Origin of the sequence: Curtobacterium sp. MCBD17_008 (assembly GCF_003234475.1) — a bacterium.
Taxonomy (GTDB): domain Bacteria; phylum Actinomycetota; class Actinomycetes; order Actinomycetales; family Microbacteriaceae; genus Curtobacterium.
The window spans coordinates 104,446-124,966 of sequence record NZ_QKTK01000010.1 but is presented as its reverse complement, the minus strand read 5'-3'; the positions used below and the strand labels follow the sequence as shown (position 1 = coordinate 124,966).

Sequence of the window (20,521 nt, the reverse complement as noted above, 5' to 3'; positions counted from 1 at the left end):
GAGTGGCCGGGCCGCCCGCCCGCTACCGCACGTCGCGCATGACGCGGATGGTGCCGAGGCTGCCGTCGGTCGGGTCCGGCAGGACCATGCCCGCCTCCAGACCACTCCGCAGGTACTCGATGACCTCGGTGGTGATCCGCTCCCCCGGCACGTACGCGGGGATGCCGGGCGGGTAGGGCGTCGCCTGCTCGGCCGCGATCCGTCCGGCCGCCTCCTCCGCCGGGACGGACTCGGCCGGGGCGAAGAACGCCTCGCGCGGCGTCACCACCGACTCGAGCACGATGCCCGCGCGGCCGGGCAGCTGCACCGGCGGGTCCTGGTCGAGTCCGGGCGCCGTGGCAGCGAGGGCCTCGAGTGCCTGCACGAGCCGATCGGTCGTGAACTCGTCGTCGGCGATCGAGATGTCGACGCCCAGGTGCCGGTGGTCGGACAGCCCGAGGTCGATCTGGTGGTGCTCCCGGATCCAGTCGAGCGCGTGGTACCCGTTGATCCCGAGCGCCTGGACGTCGAGCAGCATGCGCATCGGGTCGAGCTCGTGCGAGGCCTCCGCGTGCAGGAGCTCGTCGTGCAGCACGCTGATCCCGTCGATGGCGTCGATGCGCTCCCGGGTGCGGTCGGCGAGTTCGATCGCACGCGCGATCCGCTCGGCACCGTCCTGCACCATGTGTCGCCGCCAGCCGTCCATCGCGGCGTAGACGAGCACGTTCGGGCTGGTGGTCATGAGCATGTCGGCGCAGGCCCAGAGGTGGTCGTGGTCGACGAGGTCGCCCCGGAGGTGCAGGACGGAGCCCTGCTCGAAGCCGAGGCCCATCTTGTGCACGCTCGTGACGCACACGTCGGCGCCCGCACTCATCGCCCAGGAGGGCAGGTGTTCGGAGAACGGCAGGTGCGCACCCCACGCCTCGTCGACGATGAGGGGCTTGCCGCGCTCGTGGCAGACCGCGGCGATGCCCTCGATGTCGGCGCAGGTGCCGTACGGGGTGGGACTGACGACCAGCGCAGCGGCCGCGTCCGGGTGGGCGTCCCAGACCGCGGCGTAGTCCTCGGGCGACGGCGGGTGCGAGATCCCCTGGTCGTCGTCGATCCGGGGTTCGACCCAGTAGGGCTGCAGCCCGGAGAACACCAGGCCGGCCGTGACCGACTTGTGCGCATCCCGGCCGATGACGATCCCGCCGTCCACTCCGCCGACCGAGAGCATCGCCGCCTTGACCGACAGCGAGCTGCCGCAGGTCGAGAAGAAGACCTTGTCCGCGCCCACGGCGTCTGCCATCAGGGCCTCCGCGGTCGCGAGGTAGCCGTTCGACGACGTCCGGTCGTCGAGGCCACCACTGGCGAGCACGTCGTTGCGGAACGGGTCCGACCCGAGCACCGACAGCGTCTCGGTGTCGACCCCGCGGCCCTGCCGGTGCCCGGGCGGCGAGAAGCTGTACCGGTTCATGGCGTGGTGGTCCCGCAGCGCGTCGAGGAACGGAGCGGCCGTCTGGTCGAGATCGTCAGGCATGGTCCCCGTGTAGTCCGGCGGCCGTGGTGGGTGATCCAGCCTCGTGTGCTCCGGAGGACGACGAAGGCCCCGGAGGTGGTCTCCGGGGCCTTCGTGGTGTTGCGGTACTGTGCGCTCGAAGGGACTCGAACCCCCAACCTTCTGATCCGTAGTCAGATGCTCTATCCATTGAGCTACGAGCGCGTGGCCCTTGCGAGCCGTGGAAGACTCTACAACAGCTCCGGTCGCAGCGCCAATCGAGCACCGTCCACCCGCGCGCTCGGCGTGTCGCTGGCGGTCAGGCGAGCGTCGGTTCCTCGTCGAAGACCTCGGCGAGGAACACCTGCAGGGCCTGCCACGAGCGACGGTCGGCGCGCTCCTGGTACTGCGCACCGTGGTCGGGTGCGTTCGTCCCGGGGACGGCGAACGCGTGCATGGCGTCCGCGTAGGTCACGACCTGCCAGTCCACCTCCGGAGCGCCGCGCATCTCGTCCTGCCAGGCGTGCACGGCCTCGTCCGGGACGACCGGGTCGGCGCCGCCGGTGAGCACGAGGAGCTTCGCGCGGATGTCGTGCGCGTCGGAGGGGTCGTGGGTGAGCAGGCCGCCGTGGAACGCCACCGCGCCGACCAGCTCGGCACCGGTGCGGGCGAGTTCGAGTGCGCCGGTCCCGCCGAAGCAGTAGCCCATGACGACGACCTTCGTGGCGTCGACGTCCGGGTCCGCGAGCAGGCGGTCGAGTCCGGCGCGCAGGCGCGTGCGGAACAGGGCGTTGTCGCCGTAGAACCGGCCGGCGACCTCGGCGGCGGTGTCGTCGCCGGGGCGGATGCCCGCGCCGTAGACGTCCGCGCCGAAGGCGACGTAGCCGAGGCGGGCGAGCATGGTCACGCGTGCCTCGACGTGTTCGTTGACGCCGTGCCAGTCGTGGACGACGAGCACCGCCGGACGGGGGCCGGCGACGGCGGCGTCCTTCGCGAGCACGCCCTCCAGGTCGGTGCCGTCGGAGTCGTAGTGCACGGTCTCGACACGGATGTCGGCACCGGCGGGTTCGGGAACGGTCTGCAGTATCGCGTCGATCGTGGTCACGCCTGCGGACGTTACGCTCCCGTCCCGGGGACCGTCCCGTCAGCTGTCGACGTTGTCCCAGCTGTCCGGCCCGCCCGACCCGGCGGCGTACTCGTCGAGCGGGGTCGTCCCGGCCCGCCAGGCGGCGAGGAACGGCTCGACGACCTTCCACCCCTGCACGGCGCTGTCCCCGCGTACCGACAGCGTGGCGTCCCCCTCCAGGACACCGGCGAGCACCTCGCCGTAGGCACTCAGCCGTCCGGGGTTGAACGTCGTCGTCAGCGCGGTGTGGTCGACCGTGTAGGGGTCACCCGGGCCGTTGACGTTGAGCTCGAGCTGCATCTCGTCCGGGGCGATCCAGATGCAGAGCCGGTCCGGCAGCACCGCTCCGGTGAGGCCGTTCGGCACGTGCGGCGAGTCCTTGAACGTGATGAGGATCTCGCGGCGCTGCTTCCCCAGGGCCTTGCCGGACCGCAGGGTGAACGGCACCCCGGCCCAGCGCCAGTTCGCGATCTCGAGCTTCAGCTGCGCCAGGGTCTCGGTGCCGAGGGCGGGGTCCACGCCCTCCTCGTCCACGTAGGACGGCAACGACCGGTCCCCCACCGAACCGGCCGTGTACCGCGCGCGCTTGCCCGCGGCCGCGACGTCCCCACCCCACGGCCGGACGGCGCGGAGCACGAGCTCCTTCTGCGTGCGGAGGTCGTCGGCGTCGATCGAGGCCGGGGCCTCCATCGCGACGACGGCCATCACCTGCAGCAGGTGGCTCTGGATCATGTCGACGAGCGCCCCGGCCTTGTCGTAGTAGCGGGCGCGACCCTCCAGGCCCAGGGTCTCGTCGTAGACGATGTCGACGCGCGCGACGTGCTGCGAGGACAGCAGCGGCTCGATGATGCGGTTGGCGAAGCGCAGCCCGAGCAGGTTGAGGACGGTCGACCGGCCGAGGAAGTGGTCCACCCGGTGGATGCGCTCCTCGGGCAGGAAGGAGTGCAGCAGGTCGTTGAGGTGCCCGGCGCTCTCGGCGTCGGTGCCGAACGGCTTCTCGAGCGCGAGCCGCGTCCGGGCCGGCAGGTCGATGTGGGCGAGCTGCTCGCAGCTCTTCTCGGTGACGGCCGGCGGCAGGGCGAAGTAGATCGCCGGGTCGTGACGGCAGTCGCCGAGCAGGGTCCGCAGGTCGTCGGCGTCCGTGACGTCGGCTTTGCGGTAGGACGATCCGTCGACGACGGCCTGGAGGCGCGGGGACAGTCGCCCATCGCCGGTCGCGCCCTCGTCCTCCTCGTTCTTCGACGCCTGGGCGTTCTCGAAGGCCTCGTGCACGAGGTGCTTCCAGTCGGCGTCGGACAGGTCCTCGACCCCGGCGCCGACCAGCTGGACGTCCCAGTCGTCCTTGACGTCGAGCAGCGTCGCGAGGCCGGGGAGCAGCAACCGCTTGGACAGGTCGCCGCTGGCTCCGAGGATGAGCAGTGTGGTCTGGAGGCTCGCCATGCCCCAGACCGTACTCACCGGCTCCCGAACACGGCCGGGTCCGCCCGCTACGGTGGTGCCGACGCGCAGGAGCGTCGACACGGCGCGAGGGAGCACCATGACGACAGAGGGCACCGTCCACGCACCGGACGTGGACCAGCAGCTGGCCGGACCGCCGCGCTCCGGGTCCCGGCAAGGCGGGCGTCTCCGGGTCGCCGTGGTCGGCACCGGGATGATCGCGGCCGTGCACGTGCGTGCCGCGCGGGCCGCTGGCGCCGAGGTCCTGGGTGTCCTCGGCCGGAACCGGGAGCGGTCCGAGCAGGTCGCCGCGCAGCTCGGGCTCGACCGCGGCTACGACGACCTGGACGCGGTGATCGCCGACCGCCCCGACGTCGTGCACGTCTGCACGCCGAACGACCAGCACCACCCGCAGACGCTCGCGCTCGTCCGCGCCGGCATCAACGTCGTGTGCGAGAAGCCGCTCGCCGTCTCCGCCGCGCAGGCCGCCGAACTGGAGCAGGCCGCCGCGGACGCCGGGGTCGTCGCGACGGTCCCGTTCGTGTACCGCTACCACCCGATGGTGCGGGAGATCCGCTCGCGCATCGGCGCCGGGGAGCTCGGCCGCGTCCTCGCCGTGCACGGCCACTACCTGCAGGACTGGATGCTCGACTCGGACGCGTCCTCGTGGCGGGTCGACTCCGGTGCCGGTGGGCTCTCCCGGGCCTTCGCCGACATCGGCTCGCACTGGTGCGACCTCGTCGAGTTCGTCACCGGCGAGCAGTTCACCTCGGTCAGCGCCGTCACCGACATCGTCCACCCGACCCGTCCGGCCGCCTCGGGCACGTCGTTCTCCGGCACACCGGACCCCGATCCCATCGCCGACGCTGCCGAACGGGCCGAGGTGACGACCGAGGACACCGCGGTCGCGACGTTCCGCACCGGCGCCGGGCGCATCGGCAACGTCGTCATCTCGCAGGTGTCCGCCGGCCGGAAGAACCGCCTGTGGTTCGAGGTCGACGGCACGCTCGGGTCGGCCGCGTTCGACCAGGAGCAGCCCGAGACCGCCTGGTTCGGCAACGAGACCGGGGCGCAGATCGTCGTCCGGGACCCGTCCCAGGGCTCGCCCGACCAGCGGCGTCTGGCTGTCGTGCCGTCCGGACACCCGCAGGGCTACGTCGACGCGTTCGCCGCGTTCGTCGCCGACACCTACACCGCCGTCACGACCGGTGCCGCACCGGAGGGTCTGCCGACCTTCGCGGACGGGGCCCGCTCGGCGCGCATCATCGACACCGTGGTCGCCAGCGCCGGCGACGCCGCCTGGAGGGAGATCCGATGAAGCTGGGGATGCTGACCGCGTGCCTGCCCGGGTGGGACCTGGCACGCATCGCGGAGTTCGCGAGTGCCGAGGGCTACGAGCGGCTCGAGGTCGCCGTCTGGCCCGGCACCGGCGGACGCGACTTCGAGGCGGCGCACCTGCCCGTCGCCACCTTCACCGACGAGGACGCACGGGCGACCCGGGAGCTGCTCGACCGCACCGGCCTCGAGATCAGCGCGCTGGCCTACTACGAGAACAACCTGCACCAGGACCCCGCCCGCCGCGAGGAGGTCCGCACCCACCTCAGGCACGCGGTCGACGCCGCGCAGCTGCTCGGTGTGCCGTACGTTGGTACCTTCGTCGGCCGCGACATGACGAAGTCGGTGCGCGAGAACATGGCCGAGGGCGACCGCGTCCTGCCCGAGCTCGTCGACTACGCCGGCGAGCGCGGGGTGCGGCTCGTCATCGAGAACTGCGTCATGGAGGGCTGGCACCCGGACGGCTACCCGGGCAACATCGCGTACTCGCCCGAGCTCTGGGAGTGGGTCACCGGACTCGGCTTCGGGCTGAACTGGGACCCGTCGCACCTCACCTGGATCGGCATCGACCCCGTCGAGACGATCCTGCCGTTCGCCGAGCACATCGTGCACGCGCAGGCGAAGGACGTCGAGCTCTTCCCCGGCAGGCGGAACGAGTACGGCTTCTTCGGCAAGGTCGACAAGGGCGAGGACCCGTGGGAGATGGGCTGGTGGCGGTTCCGCGTCCCCGGCCGCGGGGTCGTCGACTGGCCCCGCGTGGTCGACCGGCTCTACGAGGCCGGGTTCGACGGCACGCTGTCCGTCGAGCACGAGGACCCGCTCTGGGGCGGCGAGGACGTGAAGGTCCTCGAAGGTCTCCGGATCGCCCACCGGACGCTCCGGCCGCTCATCGCCGCCGAGTAGCGGCGTCGCCGCCGGACGGGAGGCCCGGATCGCGGGACCGACGTCGGTCGCGTGACCCGGGCCTCCCGTCCGGTGACCGGGTGCTGGGAACGCACGGACACACCGCGAGCACCCTGGTCCCATGAGCCAGAACGTGAGTGAGTTCGTCCTCGACCGGATCAAGGCCTGGGGCGTGACCCGGGTGTACGGCTACCCGGGTGACGGCATCGGCGAGTTCGACGGCGCGCTCGGCAAGGCCGACGGCAAGGGCGAGGGCGTCGAGTACATCCGCCCCACGCACGAGGAGATCGCCGCGCTCATGGCGACCGCGCACGCGAAGTTCACCGGCGAGGTCGGCGTCTGCATCGCGACCTCGAGCCCCGGTGCGTTCCACATGCTCAACGGCCTGTACGACGCCCAGATGGACAACCAGCCCGTCGTCGCGATCGTCGGGCAGCAGGGTCTCGCCGCGGTCGGCACGTTCACGCAGCAGGAGTCGAACCTCGAGCGCGTGTTCGCCGACGTCGCGTGCTACGTGCAGACGATCGCATCGCCGGACGCCGCCGGGGTCGTCATCGACACCGCGTTCCGCACCGCGATGCTCCGCAAGCAACCCGCCGTGGTCGTGCTCCCCCACGACGTGCAGGCGATGGCGTGGTCGGAGCCCGGCGCGGAGCACTGGGTGTCCCGGTCGAGCGACGTCCCCGCGTCGACGCGCATCACACCGCCGGCGGAGGACATCCGGAAGATGGCGGACATCATCAACGCCGGGGAGAAGGTGACCTTCCTGGTCGGCGCCGGTGCCCGAGGTGCGACGGACCAGGTCCTCGCGGCCGCCGAGAAGGCCGGCGCCGGCATCATCACGGCGCTCCGCGGCAAGGACGTCGTGCCGTCCGACGTGCCCTACCACACGCAGCAGGTCGGGCTCCTCGGCTCCCGCCCCAGCCTGACGCAGATCAAGGAGTGCGACACGATCGTGCTCCTCGGCACGAACTACCCGTACGGCGAGTACCTGCCCGCGGTGGGGCAGGCGCGCGGGATCCAGGTCGACATCAAGCCGGAGCAGCTCGGCCTGCGCTACCCGAACGAACTCAACATGTGGGGCGACGTCGGGGCCACGCTCGACGCCGTGCTCCCGCTCCTCGAGCAGAAGACCGACCTGGGATGGCAGGAGCAGCTCGCCGACGAGATGCGCGAGTGGGAGGCCGAGATGGCCCGCCAGGCCGAGGTCGCCTACAGCGACGGGGTCAACCCGCGCCGGGTCGTCCGCGCCGTGAACGAGCGGCTGCCGGAGGGCGTCACCGTGACCTGCGACGCCGGCACCACCGCCGACTGGTACGGCCACCACATCCGGCTCCGCCGGGGCATGCACGGGGACATGTCCGGTCGGCTCGCGACGATGCTCGCCGCGATGCCGTACGCCGTCACCGCGAAGTTCGCCTTCCCGGACCGCCCGGCCGTGTGCACGATCGGCGACGGCGCGTTCCAGATGCTCGGCATGAACGAGCTCATCACCGTGAAGAAGTACATGGACCGGTGGGAGGACAAGCAGCTCGTCATCGTGGTGATGCACAACGACGACCTCGGCCAGGTCTCGTGGGAGATGCGCACCGAGGACGGCAACCCGATGTGGCGCGGGTCGCAGGACGTCGAGACGATGGACTACGCCGGGTACGCCGAACTCCTGGGCTTCCAGGGCATCGCCGTGCACAGCGACGACGAGGTCGACGCGGCCGTGGAGCGGGCGTTCGCGTTCCCGGGCGTGACCCTCATCGACGCGTACGTGAGCCGGAGTGTGCCCCCGCTGCCGCCGCACATCACCGCGGAGTACGCCGTCAACACCGCGAAGAGCCTGCTCAAGGGCGACCCGGTCGAGTTCGACGTGGTCAAGGACTCCGCGAAGGCGATGGCGGCGGAGGTCGTCGAGCGGGCGAAGGGCGCCCTCGGCCGCGACTGACGACCGCGGTCGCACGGGGGTGTGCCCCGCAGTTGAACAGCATGTTACGGAGCCGACGCCGTCCTGGCGTGTCGGCTGTGGGTCCTCGTAGGTTCGTGAGGTCGTGTCCCCCAACCGGGGGCAGAACCACCACACCAGGAGTCCTCACACCGATGAGCCCGTCCCACTTCCCCGAACCCACTCCCAGGCGGAGGCGCGGCATCGTCGCCGGTACCGCCCTCGCCACCGCGGGCGTCCTCGTCGCCCTGGGCGCCCCGGCCGCCGCGGCCGAGGCCGCCTCCGGCGCGACCGCACCCGTCACCGTGGCCGCCGCCGGTGACACCACGATCGACATCCTCGACGTCAACGACTTCCACGGCCGCATCGAGTCCGAGGGCACCGCGGCCGACAAAGCCGCAGGCGCCGCGAAGCTCGCCGCCGTCGTCCAGGCGCAACGTGAGGCGAACCCGAACACGATCTTCGCCAGCGTCGGCGACAACGTCGGTGCGTCGACCTTCACGTCGTTCGTGCAGCAGGACGACCCGACGATCGACGTTCTCAACCAGATGCGTCTCGACGTCAGCGCGATCGGCAACCACGAGCTCGACAAGGGCCAGGACGACCTCACCGGGCGGATCGAGGACCGTGCGGATTGGCCGTACATCTCCGCGAACATCGTGAAGCAGGGCACCACCGAGCCCGCCTTCACCCCGTGGTCGATCGTCGAGAAGGGCGGCGTCAAGGTCGGCTTCATCGGCGCGACCACCGAGGCGCTCATCCCGGGGCTCGTCAGCCCCGGCGGCGTCGAGGGACTCGCCATGGCCCCGATCGTCAGCTCGGTCAACCGGTATGCCACCGAGCTCACCGACGGCGACGAGGCGAACGGTGAAGCCGACGTCCTCGTCCTGCTCGTGCACGAGGGTGCGACGACCGGAGCCCTCACCGACGCGACGGGCAGCGGCGCCTTCGGACAGATCACCGCGGGCGTGTCCTCCGAGGTCTCCGCGATCGTGTCCGCGCACACGCACGCGACGTACGACCACTCGATCCCGGGCCCCGACGGGACCCCGCGTCCCGTGATCCAGGCCGGCTCCTACGGCGTCGCCTACGGGCACCTCCGGATGACGGTCGCCGCGGACGGCACGCTCACCAGCATCACCTCCTCGGTGAAGCCGGTGAACACCGACCCGGCGAAGCCCGCCGACACCACCTCGGTCGACGCCGTGACGAAGACCGTCGCGGACGCCAAGGCGGTCGCCGACGTCAAGGGCAAGGAGCAGCTCGGCACCATCACCGGCGACCTGCGGCGTGCCCTGCAGTCCGACGGCAAGACCGAGAACCGCGGCGGCGAGTCGACGCTCGGGAACAACATCGCCGAGGTCCAGCGCTGGGCGACCGAGCGCCAGGGCTCCCAAGTCGCGTTCATGAACCCGGGCGGCCTCCGTACCGACCTCGTCTACGCGTCGAGCGGTGCCGGTGACCCCGACGGCAGCGTCTCCTACAAGGAAGCCGCCCTCGTGCAGCCGTTCGCGAACACGCTCGTCACCGAGGACATGACCGGGCAGCAGATCAAGGACGCCCTCGAGCAGCAGTGGCAGCCGGACGGCCTCGAGCGTCCGTTCCTCAAGCTCGGCGTGTCCGAGGGGTTCGCCTACACGTACGACCCCTCGAAGGGCCGCGGCGAGCGCATCACCGGCATGACCCTGGACGGCGAGCCCATCGCGCTCGACGAGACGCTCAAGGTCACGGTCAACTCCTTCCTGTCCACGGGCGGCGACAACTTCGCAGCGTTCGCGGCGGGGACGAACAAGGCCGACTCGGGCCAGGTCGACCTGCAGGCCCAGGCGGACTACTTCGCGGCGCAGGATGCCGTGGAGCCCCCGATGGACCAGCGCGCCGTCGGCGTCACCACGACGCCCGAGCCCGATGGCGGCTTCCAGCCCGGCGACGAGGTGACCGTCGACCTCTCGTCGCTCGTCTTCAGCAACGCCGGAGACCAGAGCGGCACGGTCTCGGTGTCGGCCGGCGGAACGGAGCTCGCGTCCGCCCCGATCGACACCACGGTGGTCGACAAGTACGACGAGCAGGGCCGCGCCTCGCTGACCTTCACCGTCCCGGAGACCGGTGCCGCGACGCCGGGCGGACCCACCACCCCGACCGAGCGCGCACGCCCCGCGGCCGCCGCGGTCGAGACCTCGGACGAACCCCTCGTCGTCGAGCTGCCGAGCGGACAGCGGATCACGCTGGCCGTGACCGTGCCGGTGCTCGTGGCCCCGGCACCCGGTGAGGAGCCGGTGCCGACGCCCGGTACCGACCCGACCGACCCGACCGAACCGACCGTCCCGACCGACCCCACGGACCCGGCGACGCCGACCGTGCCGGTCGCGACCGACCCGGACGGCGGGCTCGTCGCGGTGCCGATCGCCGGTGGTGGCATCGACGACGCCGACGGCGACGGCGGGCCGCTGGCCTACACGGGCGCCGAGGTCGCAGGACCCGCACTCGCGGCGGTGCTCCTGCTCCTCGCGGGCGTGACCGCCCTGGTGCTCGCCCGCCGCAAGCGGGCTGCGCACGACGCGACGGTGCACGCCGACCGCTGACGGGCCTCCCGGCCACGTCCGACGGGCCCTCCCACCGACCGGTGGGAGGGCCCGTCCCGTCTGCTCGGCCAGGAGGCGCGGTCCCGGGTCCGCCGGTCGCCGTCCCGGGGTCCCCGGGTCGGTTTCCGCACCGCGCCGCGGTACGCTGCTCCCGTCGCATCGCGATGCATCGCGCCGGGTCGCCGGACGGTGGTTCCGTCCGTCGAGACCCCGCGGTGCGGGTGTCCTCCGCCTCCAGGGAAACGGCGGAGGGCACCCCCTCTCCGTCCGGTGGGCGGCGCGCGTGCGGTTGGATGGTCTCCATGAACGTGCTGACCGTGGACGGCCTCGCCGCCGTGACGAACGTGCTCGACCTCACCGGGGTCTTCGCGTCCGCGCTGCTCGGCGGGTCGATCGCGCGGACGATGGACTTCGACCTGTTCGGGTTCCTCGTGGTCGGCTTCGTGTCCGGCCTCGGCGGTGGGTTGCTGCGGGACGTCCTGCTGCAGAACGGGCCGCCCGTCGCCCTGACCGACCCGCTCTACCTGCCGGTCGCGGTCGCCGGCGCCCTCGCGGCGTTCTTCGTCTCCTTCTCCGAACGCACCTGGGACCGGCTCTTCACCGTGCTCGACGCCGCCGTCATCGGGTTCTGGGCGGTGGTCGGCGTGCAGCGGACCTTCGACGCCGGACTGGAGTGGCCCGCCGCGATCATCATGGGCACCGTCACCGCGGTGGGGGGCGGGGCCATGCGTGACATGCTCCTGCGCCGTGTGCCGGCGGTCTTCGGCGGGAACGCCCTGTACGCGACGGTTGCGGTCGCCGCGTCCGCCGTGATGGTGGTCGCCTCGTACCTCGGCTCGCCGTCGATCGGCATCCTGGTCGCGATCCTGCTCTCGCTCGTCCTCCGCTGGGGCGCGGTCCGGCGCGGGTGGGGCCTGCCGAACGGTCGCGACTGGCAGCCGCAGTCCCGGCTGGCCTCCCTGCTGCGCCGCGGGCGCGGGCGTGGTCGTCGGTTCGTCCGCCCCGAGGCCGTCCGGTTGCTCCGCCGTCCCGGTCGACGAGCCGGCGCGGGCAGCGTGCACACCGACGGCGAAGCGCCGCATCCCGCGGACCCCGCCGGGGACTGAGATCGGCACTGGGATCCGCGGCGGCACCGTCGTACACTCGAGACCGCCGGGTATCGACCCGGCCGCACACCCGGTCGCCGCACCGACGTGACCCGAAGACGGCGGTCCCGTCCGGGACGTGCGGGCACGAGGGGCTGCCGCCCGCGCGGCGACCGACGCACGGCGCGGCTCCCCGACCCGCACGCACCGCCGTCACCACCGGCGGTGCCCCGACACCGACCAGCAGAGTCCCGGAACAGGATCCGATGACCGACGCACCCGAACCGCACACCCCCGGCCCCGAGCGCACGAGGTCGGTCCCGCGCACGCCACGCGCCGAGGTCCGGGAGCGCCTGCTCACCGCCGGCGCCTGGGCCTTCGCCGAGCAGGGCGTGCACGAGGCCCGGCTCGACGACATCGCCGCCGCCGCCGGGTTCAGCAAGGGCGCCGTCTACTCGAACTTCTCGTCGAAGGAGGACCTGGTCGGGCAGGTCATGCAACGGGCCACGAACCTCGTGCTCCAATCGCTGCAGGAGCTCGTCCGGGTCGACATCGAGGCCGCGGACGTCGGGGACGTCGTCCGCGCCGCGTTCGGCCGGCACGACCAGAGCGCCCAGTTCGCCCTGCTCTCCGAACTGCGGGGCTACGCGATCCGCCACCCGGAGTTCATGCCCGAGTTCGTCCGACAGCGTCGACACCTGCACGACGGCGTCCGCGAACTCGTCCACCGGTGGTTCGCCGCGCACCCGGAGCTCGACCCCGGCATGCCGCTCGACACCTTCGCCACGCTGCTCGTCGCGGCCAACTCCGGGACCGTGTTCGACGCCCCCGCGCTCGACGACGCCGACCCGGGCGACGTCGTCGCCGCCCTCGTCGAGGCGGTCATCCGGCCGCGTTGACCGGTCGCCCGTGCGTCCACGCCGACGAGGGCAGCAGGCTCGGCGGGAGCAGCCGCGACCGCAGCACCTGCCGGCGGGACACGGCCGCGTCCAGCACGGTCCGGGCCTCCCGGAGTGCCGTCACGAGCACCTGCGGGTCGGCCGCACCACCCGCCGCGTACCGTTCCCGGTCGACCGCGTCGACGACCGTCTCCAGGTGCGGGACCACCGCGGACGGGACGGTCGCACGGAGCCGTCCGAACACCGCCCGTGCCGTCCGCGCGGCGGCGGCGGCGTCGCCCGGCGGCGCGGACACCGGGGCGAACCCGTGGTCGTCGAGGTCGTCGAGGAGTTCCCGCCACGCGGTCACGGCCGGGTCGCGGCCGGCGGACACCGCGGCCGTCCGACGGCGACGACGGACCGCCCGCAGCAGGCCCGGCGCGACGAGGAGCACGAGTGCGACGAGCAGTCCGACGAGCACGCCCCAGGCCCGGGAGGCTCCCCCACCGCCCGTCCCGCCGGTTGCGTCCGCCCCGGCCCCCGCACTCGGCTCGGCGCTCGGTGAGGCCGAGGGCGCGGTGGTCTCGCCAGGAGCGGGCAGCGGCGTCTCGGAGGGGGCGGCCGACGGCGTCGACGTCGGGGTGGACTCGGCCTGCGCGGCGGCGTCCGACGCCGGTGTGGGCTCGAACGCGACCCAGCCGGCCCCGCGGATGTACAGCTCCGGCCACGAGTGCAGCTGCCGGTTCGACACCGTGTACTCGCCGTCCTCCTTCGCGCCGCCGGCCCGGTACCCCACCGCGATGCGGGACGGGATGCCGAGCGTGCGGGCCATGACCGCCATCGCGGAGGCGAAGTGCACGCAGTAGCCCGATCGCTCCCGCAGGAAGGTCGCGACGACGTCCATGCTGTCGCCGTCGTACCCCCGCTCGACGGGGGCCGTCTCCGAGTACTCGAACAGCCCGCTGCGGAACCACTGCTCGAGCGCACGTGCCCGCTCGTAGTCGCCCGTCGTCGACCCCTCGACCCGGGCGGCGGTGTCGGCGATCACCGCCGGCAGGTCGTCCGGGAGCTCGGTGTCGGTCCGGAGCTGCGCCGCGGACGGGGTGCGGAAGCCGCGGCCGCCCGCCTGGCCGAGCCGCCCCGACGCGGCCACGGCGTCGAGGTAGGCGTTCGCCGACACCGATGCGCCGTACGCCTCGTACGTGGCGCCGCGCGTGGTCGCCGGCCCGGCGGACCGGACCGTGTTCGTGTCGCCCGACCAGCGCCACTGGGTGAGGTCCAGGTTGGTCGACTGCGACTCGACCGACATCGCCCCCGCCGGCAGGGGCAGGTAGTTGCTCGACAGCCCGGTGATGCGGACCGTCACGTCGGTACGGCCTGCGAGCCGCGGGTTCACGCCGACAGCCCACCGGGACTGGTCGGCGGTGTCGGCGGTGCTGGCGTCCGTCACGGTCGGGACCCAGTCCCCGGTCCCGAACTCGTCGAGGTCGGCGAGCTTCAGGTACTGCGGCTGCCCGTCGGCCGACCGGTACCGGAACACCTCGAGCTCGCTCGGGCGGCGGAGGTCCTGCCCGAGCTCGAGCAGCGTCCCCGGACGGCCCGGCTGGATCGGCGAGCGGACCGAGCCGGTGACGCCGGAGAGCCACCCCGAGTCGAGCGGCACGAGGGTCGGCAGCCCGACCGCGACGACGAGCCCCATCGCACCGACCACGGCGGCCGGGAGCACCCGCTGCACCGGACGGACGGAGGTCCAGAGGAGCGCGAGGAAGGCGAGCGCGGTGAGGACCACGATCCACGCGGACGGGGTCTCCCCCGTGATGATCCCCGGCACGAGCAGGATCACGAGCGCGGGCACGGCAGCGAGCGCCGCCGTCGGGGCGATCGCGGCCAGGAACAGCGACGCGCCGGCGACCCACGCGATCGCGACGGTGACGACCAGGCGGATCGCGTCGGTCTGCGGCAGCGGCGCGGGGTTGAGCCGGATGGCCGCGAGCGTCTGTCCGAGCGCACCGCTCTGGTCGAGCCAGCTGAGCGGTGCCGAGCCGTTGAGGAGCGCGACCCCGCACGACGTGACGATGAGCGTGGCGACGAGCGCGACGAAGCGGACGCCCCGCGGGCGGGACCGGAACGCGAGCACGACGGCGACGAGCACGGCGGCGACGAGCACGCCGGACACCCACCACGCGGTCCCCTGCACGAGCGGACGGATCGCGAGGGCGGCGACGAGCACCGGCACCGGGGCCAGTGCGACGACGCGGGCGTCGGGACGGTCCGACAGGCGGTCGTCGCGGGCGAGGACCTCGCGGACGTCGACGTGGGGCCGCGGTCGGCTCGGGGTGGTGGCGGTCATGCGTGCTGTCCGTCCGCGGTCGGGTCGGCGGTCACCGGGTGCGTCCCGCCGTCGCGCTGCCCGGCACCGGGACGACGAGGACACGCCATCCGGCCCGGTCGAGGACGCCCCGCACGGCCGGGTCCGGCGGCACCACCGTGACGAGCAGGCCCCGGCTCGACCCGTTCGTGGCGGAGACGAGCTCTGCGGCCTGGTCGAGGGTGCAGTGTCCCGTCACCACGGCCGTCATCCCGTGCACGTCCCGGCCCCGGACGCCGTGCAGCACCTCGGGCACGTCACGGGCGCCGCTCCGCACGGAGACGTCCGCGAGCCCGACGAGGACCTCGGACAGCCCGCCGGCGTCGCCGCTGTGCCGGACGTCCCCGCCGGGTCCGTCGGTCACGAGGGCCACGCGCGAGGTCCGCGCCGACAACGCCCGGGCGACGCTGGCCGCCACCACGACGGCGTGCTCGAAGGCCTGGTCGCCACCGAGGTCGGCGAGTTCGGCCAGGTCGTCCCGACCGAGCTGCTGGTACGACTCGCGTCGCACGTCCAGCGCGACGACCGCCTCGGGCGGTTGGGCCTGGGTGGTCTGGCGCACGTGCAGGCCGCCCCGCTTGGCGCTCTGCCCCCAGTGCACCCGGCGGATCGGGTCGCCGGGCCGGTAGGGGCGCAGTTCGCTGTCGTCGGCGGACCCGCCCTGCCCGACCCGCCCCTCGTCGGCGGACACGGCCCCGGCGAGGGCAGCGGAGTCGAGCGCCGCGAGCGGGACGGACGCGGGCACGACGACGACCTCCTCCGCGGACACGACGGGCCGGTCGATCCGCAGCAGGCCGAAGGGGTCCTCGACACGGACCGTCACCGGGCCGACCAGTCCGCGCCCCCGGGAGATCGCGAGGGCCTCGACATCGAGCACGGCCGGCGGCGTCGCCGGCCCGACGGCCAGGAGCGACATCGGCTCCGCCGTGCTGACGAACACGTCGTCGAGCTGCTCGGTGACGAGCAGCGTCGACCGTGGTGCGAACCGCATGCCGGAGCCGCGGAGCGTCACCCGCTCCCGGTAGACCTCGCCGACCTGCACGACCGCGCGCGGTGCCGACCGGGAGGCCCGGAGCGGCGCCGCCACGGCGAGTGCGGTCACGACGCCGAGCACGACGAGGACGACGAGGAGCAGCCCGGCGGTCACGGCGACGCTCATCGACGTCGCCAGTCCGGCGAGGACGAGGCCGATGCCGGCCACCGTCACGGTCCAGCCGCGGAGCGTCGGGCGGGGGAACGGCGTGCGCCGCAGCATCCCGAGCCCCCGCCGTCCGTACCGGGACAGCACCGAGCGCGTCGCGCCGGTGCGACGCGCGAGCCGCCCGGCGACGGGACGCTGGTCCGCCATCAGGACCGGACGGGCGTGGCGGTGAAGGGCACCGCGGTGTCGGCGACGATGCGGACGACGATCTCGCGGGCGGTGTCCTCGGCCGCGCCGCCGAGTCCACGGGCGACCGGGACGAGTCGGTGGGCGAGGACCACCGGTGCGAGCGCCGCGACGTCGTCCGGGGTGACGAACGGGCGTCCGGCGAGGGCCGCGGCGGCGCGGGCGGCCTGCGCCAGGTGCAGGGTCGCACGGGGGCTCGCGCCGAGCAGCAGGTCGGGGTGCGTGCGGGTGACGCGGACGATCTCGACGATGTACGCCTCGACGTCCGCGGCGACGTGCACGGTGCGGACGGCGGCGATCATCGACCGCAGGGTGTCGACGTCGACGACCGGGCGCAGGTCGCCGAGCGGGTCGTGCGCCCCCCGAGCTGACAGCATCCGCCGTTCCGCCCCGGCGCTCGGGTACCCCATCGCGATGCGGGCCATGAAGCGGTCCCGCTGGGCCTCCGGCAGTGGGTAGGTGCCCTCCATGTCGACCGGGTTCTGCGTGGCGACGATCATGAACGGGGACTCGAGCGGCCGGGTGACGCCGTCGACGGTCACCTGCGACTCCGCCATGGCCTCGAGCAGGGCCGACTGGGTCTTCGGACTGGTGCGGTTGATCTCGTCGCCGATGACGACGTTCGCGAAGACCGGCCCGGGTGAGAACCGGAAGGTGCCGGACGACTGGTCGTAGATGTTCACGCCGGTGACGTCGGACGGGAGCATGTCGGACGTGAACTGGATGCGGTTGACCGACCCCCCGACGGACGCCCCGAGCGCCTTCGCGAGCACGGTCTTGCCGACGCCGGGGACGTCCTCGACGAGCAGGTGGCCCTCGGCGAGCATGACGGTGAGGGCCGTGCGGATCGCGTCGGGCTTGCCGTCCACCACGGTCGCGACCGACGAGGCGATGGCCGCCCCGGCTTCCTGGATCACGTCGATCGGGACGGTTCGGTGGGTCAGGTCCGGCACGCAGGTCTCCTCGCCACGGGGTCGATGTGCGGCGATGCTACCCCGGCGCGATGACAGCCAGCGGAGGATGTGTCACCGGTTGCGCGGACGGTCCTTGGGCAGCGGCATGGAGTCCAGGGACCACATCGCGACGCCGTGCAGCGAGAGCTCGCGGGCCAGGTCCTGGCGCACCCGGTAGGAGCGGGCGTCGGACCAGTGCAGCTCCCGACCGTCCGCAAGCGTCGCCGACCACTCGCCGTTGGGCGCCGACCACCGTGCCCGGTCCCCCGCCAGCCGTGCCGCGTGCGCCACGGTCAACGAGCGGTCCACGGCCCCGGGGCCCCACACGTACCCGTACCCGGCGACGCCCAGGTCGATGTGACCGCGCGGGACGCCGGCGGACTGCGCCGCCCGGACGACCTGCCGCGTCCACGGGAGGGCACCGATCGTCCCCGGACCGCTCCACGGCCCGTGCTGGTCGTAGGTCATGAGCACGACCCGGTCGACACGGCGGGCGATCTCCCGCAGGTCGTAGCCGGTGTCGCGGTAGCCCGCCCGGTCCGTCGAGGCCATCACGGCGATGGACGTCCTCGCGCTCGGGCCCAGTCGCTCGCGGACCGCCGCCCGTACCGCGTCGATGAACGCGACGAGGCCCGGTCGGTCCTGCTCCCGCAGGGACTCGAGGTCGATCTGCACGCCGTCGAAGCCGTCGCGCTGAGCCGTCCGGGCGAGCGCGCGGGCCACGCGGTCGCGGTTCGTCGCGTCGGCGAGCAGGGCCGTGCCCGTCTCGGGCGAGAAGTCGCCCAGGGTCTCCGAGAAGTTGCTCACGAGCAGCTCCGACCGGGCACCGGCCGCGTGTGCCGTGCGGGCGAGACGCGCCAGGCCGTCGGGTGCCGCGGCGAGGGCCTTCCCGTCGTCCCGGAGGGTGACGCCGTCCACGCCGATCGTGGTCGCCCGCTGTCCGGCGTCCGCGACACGGGACACCGCGTGCGGACCGGGGCCGATGTACGCCTCGGTCGTCACCGCACCCGCCGTGGCACCGCCGCCGAGCACGAGGCCCGCTGCGAGCACGCCGGCCGTCACCACCACTGATCGTCGCTGCACGCGCCGACTGTACCGTGCGGTCGGGACGTGCCGCCCGGCGGTGGCGCGCTCCGCCTACCCGAACCGGCCGTTGACGTAGTCGGCGGTGCGCGGGTCCTGCGGCGCACCGAACATCGCGTCGGTCGGACCGTGCTCGACGATCGCGCCCGGGGTGCCGGCCTCGGCCAGGAAGAAGGCGCACCGGTCGGAGACACGCTGGGCCTGCTGCATGTTGTGCGTGACGATGACGACGGTGACGTCCCGCGCCAGTTCGGTGATGGTCTGCTCGATGCGGCGCGTCGACGTCGGGTCGAGGGCGGAGCACGGTTCGTCCATCAGGAGGACCCGCGGCCGGACCGCCAGCGACCGGGCGATGCAGAGGCGCTGCTGCTGGCCGCCGGAGAGCCCGCCGCCCGCCTGCCGGAGGCGGTCCTTGACCTCGTTCCAGAGCCCGGCCTTCGTCAGGGTCTCCTCGACCAGGTCGGTCTTCGCGTTCTTGTCGAGCTTGACCCCGGTGAGGGCGAGGCCGGCGAGGACGTTGTCGGCGATGCTCATCGCGGGGAACGGGTTCGGCTTCTGGAACACCATGCCGATCTGGCGTCGTGCCTCGGTGATGCGGCGGGAGGCGTCGTAGATGTCGACGTCATCGAGCAGCACCTCGCCCGCGAGCGACGCTGTGGGGACGAGTTCGTGCATGCGGTTGAGCGTCCGGAGGAACGTGCTCTTGCCGCACCCGGACGGCCCGATGAGCGCGGTGACCCGACCGGCCGGCATGGTCAGCGAGACCCGGTCGAGGACCTTGTGGTCGCCGAACCAGGCGGACACGTCACGGGCATCCAGGGTTGCCGGGGTGAGCGTCGGGATGAGCTCGGTCGGGGTGTCGGTGCCGATGACTGCGCCGGGGGCGGTGCCGGGGGCGAACCAGCTGTCGAACTCGTCGACCGTGGTGGCGGTGTCGGTCATGGTGGTGGCCTTTCCGGTCACATCAGGTTGGGGAGCAGGAGGGTGAGCTGCGAGGCCGCGAAGAGTCCGACGGCGAGCACGACGGGGACGGCCACCACGACGGTCTGCCGGTGGCCCCACAGGCGCATCCCGACCGTGAAGAGCGCGACCATCGCGGCGAGCACGATGAGCCCGAGCACCACGAACGGCCAGACCGTCCCGTCGCCGGCCATCGTGAGCTCGCGGGGTTCGAGGCTGGAGTAGCCGAAGGCCGGGGTGGGGGTCGGCGCCGGGTCGGACACCAGCTCGGCGTCGACGCGGACGACGGAGTGCGGAAGGAACGGCAGCCCGGCACCGGAGACGAGTGTCAGCCGACCGTCACCGACCGCCATCGGGGCCGGGACGGGGTCGCCGGTCCGGCGCACGTCGGTCACGCGGTACCGGGCGGTGCCCTGGCCGGTGGTGGCGGTGAGGGTGTCGCCGCGGTGCAGCTCGGCGATGCGGCCGAACGGGCCGCCGTAGGCCGTCTGGCGTCCGTACACGACACTCGCCCCCGCCTGTCCGGGGAGCGGGGTGTCCCGCCGGTGACCCGGGCCGGACCGCGTGACGTCCGACGTGGTGCCCTGGAGGACGACCGAGCGCAGGCCGATCGCGGGGACCCGGAGGAGGGCGACCGGGGTGCCGTCCGCGACGAGACGGCCGTCGGGCCCGGTCTGCCCCACGGGGGCGGTCGCGTTCGCGAGCTCGAACCGGTAGGCGTCGAGGGCGAGCTGCTGGTCGCGGACGTACGAGACCTGCGAGACGGCGATGAACTGCAACGCGAACCCGACCAGCAGCAACCCGACCACGACGAGCGCGGACCCGCCGAACCGCCACCGCTCGGGCCGGCCGAGTACCGGGAGTGCCCGGGCGGCGGGACCGACGGGCTCCGTCGACCACCCGCTGGTCGGGCGGCGGACGGCAGGTCGGCGGACCGTGCGTCGGGAGGTCGGCCGGCGCAGGACGGGCAGCCGTCGGGCTGGCCGGTCCCGTCGGGAGGGGGTGCTGGTCATGGTCTCGTCCATCGCAGTG

General features: G+C 73.2%; 15 protein-coding genes and 1 tRNA gene. 6 read left to right on the top strand and 10 right to left on the bottom strand.

Annotated elements, in window-relative coordinates; all coding sequences use genetic code 11:
• Positions 1–22: 22 nt before the first annotated feature.
• From DEI95_RS11030 to DEI95_RS11015, 4 genes are all read right to left on the bottom strand, one after another.
• On the bottom strand, positions 23–1,501 hold the full coding sequence (locus DEI95_RS11030; protein ID WP_111060243.1) for an aminotransferase class I/II-fold pyridoxal phosphate-dependent enzyme: 1,479 nt from the start codon (positions 1,499–1,501) through the stop codon (positions 23–25).
• Positions 1,502–1,611: 110 nt separating this feature from the next.
• Positions 1,612–1,684 (bottom strand) — tRNA-Arg (locus tag DEI95_RS11025).
• A gap of 94 nt (positions 1,685–1,778) precedes the next feature.
• A complete protein-coding gene (locus DEI95_RS11020) occupies positions 1,779–2,564 on the bottom strand; it encodes a dienelactone hydrolase family protein (RefSeq protein WP_110901206.1) in 786 nt (261 codons plus the stop codon).
• Between the two features lie 39 nt (positions 2,565–2,603).
• Entirely contained in the window at positions 2,604–4,025 is a 1,422-nt protein-coding gene (locus tag DEI95_RS11015; RefSeq protein ID WP_111060242.1) for a glucose-6-phosphate dehydrogenase, read from the bottom strand.
• Between the two features lie 97 nt (positions 4,026–4,122).
• Here DEI95_RS11015 and DEI95_RS11010 point away from each other — a divergent pair, with 97 nt between their 5' ends.
• From DEI95_RS11010 to DEI95_RS16705, 6 genes are all read left to right on the top strand, one after another.
• Complete coding sequence (locus DEI95_RS11010) at positions 4,123–5,340, top strand: Gfo/Idh/MocA family protein (protein WP_181436288.1); 1,218 nt, start codon at positions 4,123–4,125, stop codon at positions 5,338–5,340.
• Positions 5,337–6,260: a sugar phosphate isomerase/epimerase gene (locus tag DEI95_RS11005; RefSeq protein ID WP_110826014.1), complete on the top strand. Its 924-nt coding sequence runs from the start codon at positions 5,337–5,339 to the stop codon at positions 6,258–6,260. The genes DEI95_RS11010 and DEI95_RS11005 overlap by 4 nt, the downstream gene beginning before the upstream one ends.
• A gap of 121 nt (positions 6,261–6,381) precedes the next feature.
• Positions 6,382–8,196 (top strand): thiamine pyrophosphate-requiring protein, encoded by a 1,815-nt coding sequence (locus tag DEI95_RS11000; protein WP_111060241.1) that lies wholly within the window; start codon positions 6,382–6,384, stop codon positions 8,194–8,196.
• Positions 8,197–8,348: 152 nt separating this feature from the next.
• Positions 8,349–10,775 (top strand): 5'-nucleotidase C-terminal domain-containing protein, encoded by a 2,427-nt coding sequence (locus tag DEI95_RS10995; RefSeq protein WP_111060240.1) that lies wholly within the window; start codon positions 8,349–8,351, stop codon positions 10,773–10,775.
• A 302-nt stretch (positions 10,776–11,077) separates the two neighbouring features.
• Positions 11,078–11,881, top strand: coding sequence for a trimeric intracellular cation channel family protein (locus tag DEI95_RS10990; RefSeq protein ID WP_110891068.1), 804 nt, complete (start codon positions 11,078–11,080; stop codon positions 11,879–11,881).
• Between the two features lie 245 nt (positions 11,882–12,126).
• Positions 12,127–12,759 carry a TetR/AcrR family transcriptional regulator gene (locus DEI95_RS16705; protein ID WP_181436286.1) on the top strand — a complete coding sequence of 211 codons (633 nt, stop codon included), beginning with the start codon at positions 12,127–12,129 and terminating at the stop codon, positions 12,757–12,759.
• Here the strand turns inward: DEI95_RS16705 and DEI95_RS10980 are convergent.
• The 6 genes from DEI95_RS10980 to DEI95_RS10955 all read right to left on the bottom strand — a co-directional run bounded on the left by DEI95_RS10980 (position 12,743) and on the right by DEI95_RS10955 (position 20,502).
• Positions 12,743–15,088 (bottom strand): DUF3488 and transglutaminase-like domain-containing protein, encoded by a 2,346-nt coding sequence (locus DEI95_RS10980; protein ID WP_111060239.1) that lies wholly within the window; start codon positions 15,086–15,088, stop codon positions 12,743–12,745. The two genes, DEI95_RS16705 and DEI95_RS10980, sit on opposite strands and share 17 nt — an antisense overlap.
• Before the next feature lie 31 nt (positions 15,089–15,119).
• Complete coding sequence (locus DEI95_RS10975) at positions 15,120–16,454, bottom strand: DUF58 domain-containing protein (RefSeq protein ID WP_111060238.1); 1,335 nt, start codon at positions 16,452–16,454, stop codon at positions 15,120–15,122.
• A complete protein-coding gene (locus tag DEI95_RS10970; protein WP_181419623.1) occupies positions 16,454–17,446 on the bottom strand; it encodes an AAA family ATPase in 993 nt (330 codons plus the stop codon). Before DEI95_RS10970 ends, DEI95_RS10975 begins: the two co-directional genes overlap by 1 nt.
• A 72-nt stretch (positions 17,447–17,518) precedes the next feature.
• Complete coding sequence (locus tag DEI95_RS10965) at positions 17,519–18,529, bottom strand: glycosyl hydrolase family 18 protein (RefSeq protein WP_110826009.1); 1,011 nt, start codon at positions 18,527–18,529, stop codon at positions 17,519–17,521.
• Between the two features lie 54 nt (positions 18,530–18,583).
• Positions 18,584–19,471 (bottom strand): phosphate ABC transporter ATP-binding protein, encoded by an 888-nt coding sequence (locus DEI95_RS10960; protein WP_111060237.1) that lies wholly within the window; start codon positions 19,469–19,471, stop codon positions 18,584–18,586.
• A 17-nt stretch (positions 19,472–19,488) separates the two neighbouring features.
• Complete coding sequence (locus DEI95_RS10955; RefSeq protein WP_181419622.1) at positions 19,489–20,502, bottom strand: sortase; 1,014 nt, start codon at positions 20,500–20,502, stop codon at positions 19,489–19,491.
• Positions 20,503–20,521: the final 19 nt, after the last annotated feature.

Coding starts and splice junctions, on each gene's coding strand:
- DEI95_RS10995 (WP_111060240.1), top strand. CDS start 8,349: ATGAGCCCGTCCCACTTCCCCGAACCCACTCCCAGGCGGAGGCGCGGC.
- DEI95_RS10960 (WP_111060237.1), bottom strand. CDS start 19,471: ATGACCGACACCGCCACCACGGTCGACGAGTTCGACAGCTGGTTCGCC.
- DEI95_RS11015 (WP_111060242.1), bottom strand. CDS start 4,025: ATGGCGAGCCTCCAGACCACACTGCTCATCCTCGGAGCCAGCGGCGAC.
- DEI95_RS10980 (WP_111060239.1), bottom strand. CDS start 15,088: ATGACCGCCACCACCCCGAGCCGACCGCGGCCCCACGTCGACGTCCGC.
- DEI95_RS11000 (WP_111060241.1), top strand. CDS start 6,382: ATGAGCCAGAACGTGAGTGAGTTCGTCCTCGACCGGATCAAGGCCTGG.
- DEI95_RS11010 (WP_181436288.1), top strand. CDS start 4,123: ATGACGACAGAGGGCACCGTCCACGCACCGGACGTGGACCAGCAGCTG.
- DEI95_RS10975 (WP_111060238.1), bottom strand. CDS start 16,454: ATGGCGGACCAGCGTCCCGTCGCCGGGCGGCTCGCGCGTCGCACCGGC.
- DEI95_RS16705 (WP_181436286.1), top strand. CDS start 12,127: ATGACCGACGCACCCGAACCGCACACCCCCGGCCCCGAGCGCACGAGG.
- DEI95_RS10955 (WP_181419622.1), bottom strand. CDS start 20,502: ATGACCAGCACCCCCTCCCGACGGGACCGGCCAGCCCGACGGCTGCCC.
- DEI95_RS10990 (WP_110891068.1), top strand. CDS start 11,078: ATGAACGTGCTGACCGTGGACGGCCTCGCCGCCGTGACGAACGTGCTC.
- DEI95_RS11030 (WP_111060243.1), bottom strand. CDS start 1,501: ATGCCTGACGATCTCGACCAGACGGCCGCTCCGTTCCTCGACGCGCTG.
- DEI95_RS11005 (WP_110826014.1), top strand. CDS start 5,337: ATGAAGCTGGGGATGCTGACCGCGTGCCTGCCCGGGTGGGACCTGGCA.